Source organism: Roseateles sp. P5_B10 (assembly GCF_056400485.1).
In genome coordinates this window covers 1-6,187 of the sequence record NZ_JBFULE010000282.1, presented here as the reverse complement: position 1 = coordinate 6,187, position 6,187 = coordinate 1, and the positions used below count along the sequence as shown (strand labels likewise).

The window sequence follows — 6,187 nt, the reverse complement described above, 5'->3', positions numbered from 1 at the left end:
ACATCCTCCATGGCGCCGGTCGCGCCTTGCGCGACGCCCACGATACGGTCGCCGACCTTCAACTGGCCCGACAGGCTCGCGGGCCCTCCTGGCACCAGCTCCCGGACGGTGGCGTAGTCGTCGATCTGCGTCAGAAGCGCGCCGATGCCCACCAGGGACAGTCGCATGGAGATGCCGAAGTTTTCCGCGGCGCGCGGTCCCAGGTAGTTCGTGTGTGGGTCGATCGCCATCGTGTAGGCATTCATGAAGGCCTGGAAGGCGTCGGCGCTTGTGATCTTGCCCAGGTTCTTCGATGCGCTTTCGTAGCGCTTGTCGAGAATCTTCACGATGGCCGGGTCGTCCCTGCCGGCAAGCTTGAGCCGCAACCACTCGTTCTTGACGCGCTTGCGCCAGAGGTCTTGGGACTCTGCCTCGGTCGCAGGCCAAGGCTGATCCTTGCGCTCGACCGTCAAAGATTCGTCTTGCCCGAAATCGAACCCCTTCTTGAGCAAGGTGCGGCCATAGGTCAGCCGCTCAGCCACCCGGCGTTCGTACAGGTTGAAGACCTCGAACGGCACCCGCAGGTCCTCAGCCAGGATCGCGTCGTCGAGCAAGATGCGGTCGCCTGACAGGCGATCGATGTCGGACTGCAGGAAGTACAGTTTCTCCGGATCGAGCGCCTTTAAATACTGGTCGAAGATCCTGGCCGACAACGCGTCGTCGAGCGAGAGGGGTCGGTAGTGGTAGCGAGACAGCAGGTCCGCAGCCAGATGGGCCGACTTGGCCTGCTGTGCCTCCGGCTTCAGCATCTGCGGGAAAGCCGCCGCGGAGCCTTCGGCAACAACTTGGGTTGCAGCCGTCAGCACGAGCACGAATGAAATCAGCGCTTGCTTCAATGTCACTTAATCCATTTGAACCAAAACATAGTCACAGGCCAGGCTTGACCAGCAACGATCGACGTCTGACCCGCCGGTCAGCGGCGGCTCTCATCCAAATCATTTGATGGACGTCCCCACGTTGACCTGCCCGGCCTCGATGGTRCCATGTTGCCTGGTCYGAGCACCGGGCGCGACGGAGACGGTCGTGCCGGCATGCGATTGCCGCCGCTCAGCCCGAGCGCGAGAAAGGGCGACGGCCGTTCTTGCAAGCCATTCAACTCAATCGTTCGCGGCGGTGGGCAAAACGGCCGGAGGCGAAGCGTCGATCCTCCCCACGTAGAAGCTGCCGTCGTAGCCGAGCCGATCTTTCGGTGGCCGCAACGAAATTGAATACCGCGCGCCTCGCTGCGTCGGCATGGATAGCACTACATGCGGCTCACACTGGCTGGCGGCGCAGTTCCAGGCCGTCCCTTGGTCGTACTCCGCCACGAGGGAAATCGGGTGGAGGTCACGTAGCAGAAAGCCCATGGGCTCCATGGCCGGATCGAACATGTTGCCTTTGACCAAACTGGTGTGGAGGTCTCCCGTCAGCACGACGACGTGAGAGAAAAGCCCCGTAGCGGTCAGCGCACGGACGTTGCGGCTCATCGTTAGGTCGTCCCCGTCGATCGCGCGGACTGTGATCTTGCGAGTCGGCGTGGCTTTGTTGTGCTGCCGCACCTCATCGAGCAGCACAAGCATGGCCATGCTGGTACGCCCATCCTGTTCATGCGCGGGCTTTGACCAATCGCGGGAACCGAGCAACGCCTTGCGTGCACCGCCCCGGCCGTCGCTATCAAGGAAAGCGTCGATTGCCGCTTGGTTTTCCTCTGGCCATTCGAGCGCGAGCGCCACGCTTCTCGCCTGAGCAGCCAAGTTGCAGACATAGGCGCTTACGAAATCCGGTATCTGGCGCGTGCCGTGCAGTTCGCCCAATAGGAGCAGAGAGCTGTCACGCAGGCGCTGGGGAATATCGACAGTCGTCTTGCATGGCGCACCATGCGCAATTCCGGTGAACGCTGCGGCGCTCAACAGAACGAGAAGTGTTTGGCGAGAGAACATTCAGGCTCCAGGGCTATGAACCGACGAAGGTAGGAACGCGCACTTGCGACCTATCCAAAATCGTAGAGCGCGAACCGTTTGTCTCCGTTGGCTCTTTTCACCTTCCGCGGACAGTCTGGCTACGGTTCGTGGCGGCAAGGTCAACAGCATGGCTCGCGGATGGATCGGACACTGGCCACAATCCCAACATGCTAGGCGTTGCGTCTTCAAAGCAGTTGTTTCTACCCTTCGCAGGCCGCTTGTCCGGTTCGCTGTCTGGTGTACGCAGCTCAGCGATGCTGCTGGTCGCGCTGGTCGCACCTCTTTACTGCATCGCGGCGCCCGGCGATGACGCCGCTGGCGCCGGCCCGGTACCCTTAAACCTCAAGCTGCCCCGCTCTCCTGCTCGGGCGTTCGCGACCACCAAACCAAGCGACGCCCCAGCGGCATCCGAACATCGCGGACTACGTCTTGAGCCGCGAAAATCCATAGTCGAGCGGGGCGTCGAAGGCAGTCGTGATGCGCTGATCGCCTGTCAGAACGGCGCCTATCCCGGCGCGACTGTTGCGGCCCATGGTGTGCAGGTCAATGGTGGCGACTCTCAGCCGGGGCACTGCTACCGGTTCTGACGTTTGGAATCGGTTCATCTGCGTCTTTCGCTTTGAGTCGCTCCATCTGCCGGTCGGCAAGCTTTGCGGCGAACGGCGGCAATCAGCCTGAATCCGCCGTCGGTGCTGCAGCGGTTGCCGTCGCTCGCGTCAAAGGGCCAGGTTCAGGGTGCGCGGCATGAAGCAGTCATCGACTCATCGGACTTCGCCGCTCCTTCGATGCCCGATGTAGGGCGCGCAGCGGTCATCCAGCCTCGCGGGCGGCGGTTCACATCGTCAATTATTGGTAGTGGTTCCAGGCATCGGCCTACACGTGCGGCGCKGTGACCTCGGTACGGTGCGGTGAATCGACCCACCTCGTGAGCCCGCCATGCCGACCTTGTCACTTTCACCGCTGAAGATGGCCGCCGCGCTGCTGTGTTGCGCCTGCGTCGCGTCGCCGGGCGTTGCCGCCACGCACCGCGCCCGCGCCACCTCGTCGGCGGCACCGCAGACGCTGGAGGCGTTCAACGCTGCGTCGCTGGTGCCTGGACACGGTCACGCGGTGGGTGCCCACGCGGTCGCCCGCGCCCAGGTGCTTCTGGATCGGGCGTGGTTCTCACCGGGCGAGATCGATGGCCACCAGGGGCGAAACCTGCAACGCGCGCTGATCGCGTTTCAGCGAGCCAGGGGTCTGAAAGCCACCGGCCGGCTCGACGCGGCCACCGCAAAGGCGCTGGAACAGGGCGATACGGGCGGTGCGTTCACGACCTACACCATCACCGACAAGGACGTGGCCGGCCCCTACACCCGCACACCCGCCGACATGGCCGAGCGCGCCAAGCTGAGGTCGCTGGACTACGAAACCATCGGCGAGGCGCTGGCGGAGCGCTTCCATCTCAGCGAGTCGATGCTTGCGTCGCTCAATCGTGGCCGGGCGAAGGATTTCAAGGCAGGCGACGAGTTGATCGTGCCCGACGTCTCCGCGCGTCCGCCGGTCGGCGGCGCGGCGGTCAGGATCGAGATCGAGAAGAGGGCCAAGACCTTGTGGGTGCTCGGCGCCGATCGCAAGGTGCTGGGGGCGTTCCCGATCAGCATCGGCGGGCCGCAGGACCCGTTGCCGCTGGGCGTGCTGAAGATCGTCAGCGAGGTGCCGAACCCGACCTTCACATACAACCCGGCGCTGCTGAAAAACGCCCCCAAGGACGCGCAGAAGGCCGAGGTCGCGCCGGGCCCCAACAATCCCGTCGGTAACACGTGGCTGGGGCTGAGCAAGCCGCACTGGGGCATCCACGGCACGCCCAACCCCGCGCAGTTGGGCCGTGAGGAAACCAACGGCTGCATCCACATGACGAACTGGGACGCGCAACGTCTGGCCAAGCTCGTGAAACCGGGCTTCGAGGTCGACATTCGGCCCTGACTTCGGCTGCAAGGCAGGTTGCACGCAATGGCACTCCTACCGCCTCGCCACGGCGCGTCCCACGCGGCAATGGCCTTGCTGCTGGCCTGCGCCAGCGCTTGCAGCGAGCGCCGCGCGCCAGTGCCGCCGCCAGTCCAACCTCAGGTGACCGCGCCGGCGGTGCGGGTCGAGACACCCGCGGTGCCTTCGTCCTGGCCTGCAACGGCGGTCACACCCGCGTCAGGCCCGGTGGACGTCGCCGTCACGCCTGCCGACATCGCCGACCTGCAGGGCCGCGATTTGTCCATTCCGCTACCTGGCGTGTGGGCTGCCACCCTGACGGATACCTTCGGCGACGGCCGCACGAAAGGTGCCCATGAGGCACTGGACATCCCGGCCCCGATGCGCACGCCGGTGCTGGCGGTGGAGGACGGCGTGGTGGCCAAGCTGTTCACCAGCCAGCGCGGCGGCCTCACGGTTTACCAGTTCGACCCCGCGTCGCGCTACGCCTACTACTACGCCCACCTCGACGGCTACGCGCCGGGCTTGGTGGAAGGCCAGTCGCTGCGCCGTTGCCAGTTGGTCGGCTACGTGGGCCTGACCGGCAATTCGCCGGCCGGTGCACCGCACCTGCACCTGGCGATCTTCAAGCTCGAGCCGAAGCCACGCTGGTGGCGCGGTGCGCCGGTGAATCCGTACAACGTGCTGCGCGGCTCGCGGCCTTGCTCTGCGGGCGGCTAAGCCAGCACCACTCGCTCAGTCCCTGACAGCTAAGCCAARGCCGGGTTGCCGACGATCTGCCGCAGCACCCGCTCCTCCAGCTCCGCAAACCCTGCCGCCGTGCGCGAGCGCGGCCGTGGCAGCGAGACGGTYGCATCCAGCGCGATGCCGCCRCGGTCKATCAGCAGCACGCGGTYGGCCAGGGCCACGGCCTCGGCGACATCGTGGGTGACGAGCAGGGCCGTGAAGCCGTGATGGCGCCAGAGCTGCTCGATGAGGCGGTGCATCTCCAGCCGGGTCAGCGCATCTAGCGCGCCCAGCGGCGAAGACGGCCCTGCTCACTGCGGGCCGAGCGAACCGCCATCGCTTCGTGCGAGCCATGCGGCGGGCCGAGCAGGGGCGGCTCGTTCACCCGGGTGAATCCGCACTGGTCCGGCGGGGGATTTGAAACTTACATTCCCCATATCGCCGCCTGACGCCGCCGTACGGTGGGCGGTTCAGTCCAACAGGTTTATCCGCCGCCGCTATGCCGACACTTCTTCCAACCTCGCCTGGTCGGCGGATAAACGCTATTCGTTAGCCGTCTTATGCCCATATCAGCAGGCCGAATCTACGCCCTCGCTGCATTCAGCGTAGCCGCACTATTGCTGTATGTTTGGCTCTTCCAGAACTCAGTTCCTTTTGCGCCATTCACACTCGTCGCCTTGAGTGTCGGCGCCGCAATTGCGTCCGGAGCGTCGCGGCACGCACTTCTTCCAGAACACAAGACCGTTCCTGGTCTTCTCAGCCCCGCTCACGTTCGGCTTTACCTCCCCCGCCGTGCCTATCTCGGCTTCTGGCTTTCTCTCTTCTTGCTCTTCGGCCTCTTCGCCGCCGGGTTGTTTGCCCTCGGCAATCCTTCCCGTGAGCCATCTGCGGCGTGGCTACTACTTTTGTCAGGCTGGTGGTTCTTCGAGTTCTACTTTGCAGCGGCTATGCTCATCGTCGGCGTTGTTCCCGTCACCAATTCACCCCACATGCAATGAGAGCTTCAATTAATCATTCGCTGCAGCGGACGGATTCGCTGTCCGCTTAGCTCCCACGCTGGCCATCACCATGAAGCGATTGGTCTTAGTCTGCGTAGTCGGCCTCCACTGTATGGTTCAGGGAACGACGCTGCCGCCGATTGAAGTCTCTCAGCTCTTTCAAGATGCGGACATCGTCGCTTTGGTGGAGGTGACGTCTGGTGAGACGATTGGCACGGGCGAGAAGTCCTGCGGCGCCAAGTACTCGGCCTTGATAGTCGACGGATTCAAAGGCGCTTCAGCCGGGGCAACTATTGAGTTTGGGAACTACTACGGCTACGAAATTGGAAATCGCTACGTCCTGTTCCTTGTGGGGCCTGGGAGCAGGCACGAGCCAGTGATGAGTGCCAATTCCATGCATCGCGACGCTGAGGCCGAGCACGAGAAGCGGTGTGCCTCCCGCCTTCGCAGGAACACCGTGATGCACAGCGGAAACGGTGCATTGAGAGTTCATTGGGTTGCTGACTTCCAATACAAGGA

The 6,187-nt window shown here is 63.9% G+C and carries 7 protein-coding genes and 1 pseudogene; 5 read left to right on the top strand and 3 right to left on the bottom strand.

From position 1 onward, the window contains the following. A partial coding sequence (locus tag AC1DU6_RS16970; RefSeq protein WP_477858467.1) for a carboxy terminal-processing peptidase occupies nt 1-881 on the bottom strand: 881 nt, incomplete at its 3' end. A gap of 255 nt (nt 882-1,136) precedes the next feature. After that, nucleotides 1,137-1,958 carry a hypothetical protein gene (locus tag AC1DU6_RS16965; RefSeq protein WP_457322997.1) on the bottom strand — a complete coding sequence of 274 codons (822 nt, stop codon included), beginning with the start codon at nt 1,956-1,958 and terminating at the stop codon, nt 1,137-1,139. Between the two features lie 275 nt (nt 1,959-2,233). Between AC1DU6_RS16965 and AC1DU6_RS16960 the strand changes: the two genes are divergently transcribed. The 3 genes from AC1DU6_RS16960 (at nt 2,234) to AC1DU6_RS16950 (ending at nt 4,664) form a co-directional block, all read left to right on the top strand. Then, entirely contained in the window at nt 2,234-2,566 is a 333-nt protein-coding gene (locus AC1DU6_RS16960; RefSeq protein ID WP_457322996.1) for a hypothetical protein, read from the top strand. Between the two features lie 349 nt (nt 2,567-2,915). Then, the gene (locus AC1DU6_RS16955; protein ID WP_477858465.1) at nt 2,916-3,944 is read left to right on the top strand and encodes a L,D-transpeptidase family protein; all 1,029 of its coding nucleotides are present in this window, start codon (nt 2,916-2,918) and stop codon (nt 3,942-3,944) included. A gap of 27 nt (nt 3,945-3,971) precedes the next feature. After that, nucleotides 3,972-4,664 carry a M23 family metallopeptidase gene (locus AC1DU6_RS16950; RefSeq protein ID WP_477858463.1) on the top strand — a complete coding sequence of 231 codons (693 nt, stop codon included), beginning with the start codon at nt 3,972-3,974 and terminating at the stop codon, nt 4,662-4,664. Between the two features lie 29 nt (nt 4,665-4,693). On the opposite strand, the pseudogene AC1DU6_RS16945 reads toward AC1DU6_RS16950, so the two are convergent. After that, nucleotides 4,694-4,966: pseudogene (locus tag AC1DU6_RS16945) on the bottom strand (P-loop NTPase family protein); the annotation flags it as partial. Between the two features lie 381 nt (nt 4,967-5,347). Between AC1DU6_RS16945 and AC1DU6_RS16940 the strand changes: the two are divergent. Both AC1DU6_RS16940 and AC1DU6_RS16935 read left to right on the top strand, forming a co-directional pair. Next, nucleotides 5,348-5,668, top strand: a complete 321-nt coding sequence (locus AC1DU6_RS16940; RefSeq protein WP_457354539.1) for a hypothetical protein — start codon at nt 5,348-5,350, stop codon at nt 5,666-5,668. A 70-nt stretch (nt 5,669-5,738) separates the two neighbouring features. Next, nucleotides 5,739-6,187 (top strand): hypothetical protein (locus tag AC1DU6_RS16935; protein ID WP_477858461.1); only part of this gene is annotated, 449 nt, incomplete at its 3' end.

Bases quoted from the DNA above. Each gene is read 5' to 3' on its own strand.
- AC1DU6_RS16965 (WP_457322997.1), bottom strand. From the start codon at position 1,958: ATGTTCTCTCGCCAAACACTTCTCGTTCTGTTGAGCGCCGCAGCGTTC.
- AC1DU6_RS16960 (WP_457322996.1), top strand. From the start codon at position 2,234: ATGCTGCTGGTCGCGCTGGTCGCACCTCTTTACTGCATCGCGGCGCCC.
- AC1DU6_RS16955 (WP_477858465.1), top strand. From the start codon at position 2,916: ATGCCGACCTTGTCACTTTCACCGCTGAAGATGGCCGCCGCGCTGCTG.
- AC1DU6_RS16950 (WP_477858463.1), top strand. From the start codon at position 3,972: ATGGCACTCCTACCGCCTCGCCACGGCGCGTCCCACGCGGCAATGGCC.